Genomic DNA, 2,442 nt, shown 5'->3' on the forward strand with positions numbered 1-2,442 from the left:
AGATCGCAGCGTGCGGGCAACCTAATGGAAATCGAAGGGAATGGAGGGTTTTCATTTGCTTAATCGGCTTGTCGCAGAATTGAACGATCCCGACGATCTATGCTCGGAAACGATCGACAACGGCTATTGGACAATGGAGCTCGTCTATTTTCCCGCTCTTTGCGATGAAGCGTTCATTAAGGACGGCTTGCTCGTTCCTTTCTCGTATCGTTTCGATCCCGACGAGTTTCGCCGAATGCTCAAAGCGAATCCGAAATTCGTCAAGCAGGACGACCGGAGCGACCTGAAGAAGCACGTCCTGCAAGGCAAGGTTATTCTAAGTCTGGAAGGAACCGTCTACTCCTTCGACGCGATCCGCAAGCTAATTACGAAGCCGGATACCGCCCAGGTTGAAACCGCCCTCCAAGGCCCCTACTCGGCGCTGGCCCGAGGATCTGGACATCAATCTGTACCTGATCCGTTCCTCCTACAACGATTCTTCGCTGGCTATCGAATACCGGAGACTGGGGGACATATCCAACACCCGGATTTCGCTCGTCTACGACAAAAAGCTGGTCAACGAATCCGTTCGAAAGGAGCTCGATCGCCGCCTGTCCGCGGCGGATCTCAAGCTGGTTCAGGCAGCGGGCGAATTGGGCAAAAAATAGCCGGCAGCAAGCGTCCGCTATTCCCTCTCACGCTTGTGACCGAGAGGCGGACCGCATTACAATGCTGCTTAAGAGGGGAAAAATCGTCATTGTCATCGACGGGAGCCGATTCGCCTCGTATTGCCCGTCTGTTTTCTCGGACTTCATGCACGCCATGGACGACGAATACGAAATGTTCTGGATGAGCAGAGCGCTGCTGCTTCTCCGTTACTTATCGCTGTTCCTGACTCTGACGCTTCCCGCGGCGTATATCTCGATCGTTTCCTACAATCCCGAAATCTTTCGTGTGCAATTAACGCTGTCGATTGCCGGAAGCCGTCTCGTCGTTCCTTATCCGTCGTTCATCGAAGTGTTCATCATGCTGTTCATGATCGAAGCGCTTACCGAAGCCAGCCTGCGGCTCCCTCGCTACATCGGCTCGACGGCGGCCACGGTAGGCGGGCTCATCCTCGGACAGGCCGTCCAGCAAGCGGGCCTCGTCAGCAGCATCATGATTATCGTCACTTCGTCGTTGCGATTTCCAATTTCGTCATTCCGAACTCCACGTTCAGCTACGCCATTCGATTTGCGAAATACATCTTCGTCGCAGCGGCGATTTTTTTCGGAATGACGAAATTGGAAATCGCAACGACGGAAGTGACGATAATCATGATGCTGCTGACGAGGCCCGCTTGCTGGACGGCCTGTCCGAGGATGAGCCCGCCTACCGTGGCCGCCGTCGAGCCGATGTAGCGAGGGAGCCGCAGGCTGGCTTCGGTAAGCGCTTCGATCATGAACAGCATGATGAACACTTCGATGAACGACGGATAAGGAACGACGAGACGGCTTCCGGCAATCGACAGCGTTAATTGCACACGAAAGATTTCGGGATTGTAGGAAACGATCGAGATATACGCCGCGGGAAGCGTCAGAGTCAGGAACAGCGATAAGTAACGGAGAAGCAGCAGCGCTCTGCTCATCCAGAACATTTCGTATTCGTCGTCCATGGCGTGCATGAAGTCCGAGAAACAGACGGGCAATACGAGGGCGAATCGGCTCCCGTCGATGACAATGACGATTTTTCCCCTCTTAAGCAGCATTGTAATGCGGTCCGGCCTCTCGGTCACAAGCGTGAGAGGGAATAGCGGACGCTTGCTGCCGGCTATTTTTTTGCCCAATTCGCCCGCTGCCTGAACCAGCTTGAGATCCGCCGCGGACAGGCGGCGATCGAGCTCCTTTCGAACGGATTCGTTGACCAGCTTTTTGTCGTAGACGAGCGAAATCCGGGTGTTGGATATGTCCCCAGTCTCCGGTATTCGATAGCCAGCGAAGAATCGTTGTAGGAGGAACGGATCAGGTACAGATTGATGTCCAGATCCTCGGCCAGCGCCGAGTAGGGGCCTTGGAGGGCGGTTTCAACCTGGGCGGTATCCGGCTTCGTAATTAGCTTGCGGATCGCGTCGAAGGAGTAGACGGTTCCTTCCAGACTTAGAATAACCTTGCCTTGCAGGACGTGCTTCTTCAGGTCGCTCCGGTCGTCCTGCTTGACGAATTTCGGATTCGCTTTGAGCATTCGGCGAAACTCGTCGGGATCGAAACGATACGAGAAAGGAACGAGCAAGCCGTCTTAATGAACGCTTCATCGCAAAGAGCGGGAAAATAGACGAGCTCCATTGTCCAATAGCCGTTGTCGATCGTTTCCGAGCATAGATCGTCGGGATCGTTCAATTCTGCGACAAGCCGATTAAGCAAATGAAACCCTCCATTCCTTCGATTTCCATTAGGGTTGCCCGCACGCTGCGATCTCATACCGGAA

At 54.1% G+C, this 2,442-nt stretch carries 3 protein-coding genes and 1 pseudogene; 2 read left to right on the plus strand and 2 right to left on the minus strand.

From position 1 onward, the window contains the following. Positions 1 to 389: 389 nt before the first annotated feature. Entirely contained in the window at positions 390 to 647 is a 258-nt protein-coding gene (locus D3H35_RS33450) for a spore germination protein (RefSeq protein ID WP_158594048.1), read from the plus strand. A 19-nt stretch (positions 648 to 666) separates the two neighbouring features. Then, on the plus strand, positions 667 to 1,257 hold the full coding sequence (locus D3H35_RS32215; RefSeq protein WP_267901372.1) for a spore germination protein: 591 nt from the start codon (positions 667 to 669) through the stop codon (positions 1,255 to 1,257). Here the strand turns inward: D3H35_RS32215 and D3H35_RS10030 are convergent. Together D3H35_RS10030 and D3H35_RS30695 are read right to left on the minus strand one after the other, a co-directional pair. Next, a pseudogene (locus D3H35_RS10030) lies at positions 1,199 to 2,199 on the minus strand (spore germination protein). The gene D3H35_RS32215 and the pseudogene D3H35_RS10030 sit on opposite strands and share 59 nt — an antisense overlap. After that, the coding region (locus D3H35_RS30695; protein WP_233567850.1) for a hypothetical protein at positions 2,148 to 2,442 on the minus strand (295 nt) is incomplete at its 5' end. The pseudogene D3H35_RS10030 and the gene D3H35_RS30695, both read right to left, overlap by 52 nt.

Origin of the sequence: Cohnella faecalis, from assembly GCF_003570905.1 — a bacterium.
GTDB lineage: Bacteria > Bacillota > Bacilli > Paenibacillales > Paenibacillaceae > Cohnella > Cohnella faecalis.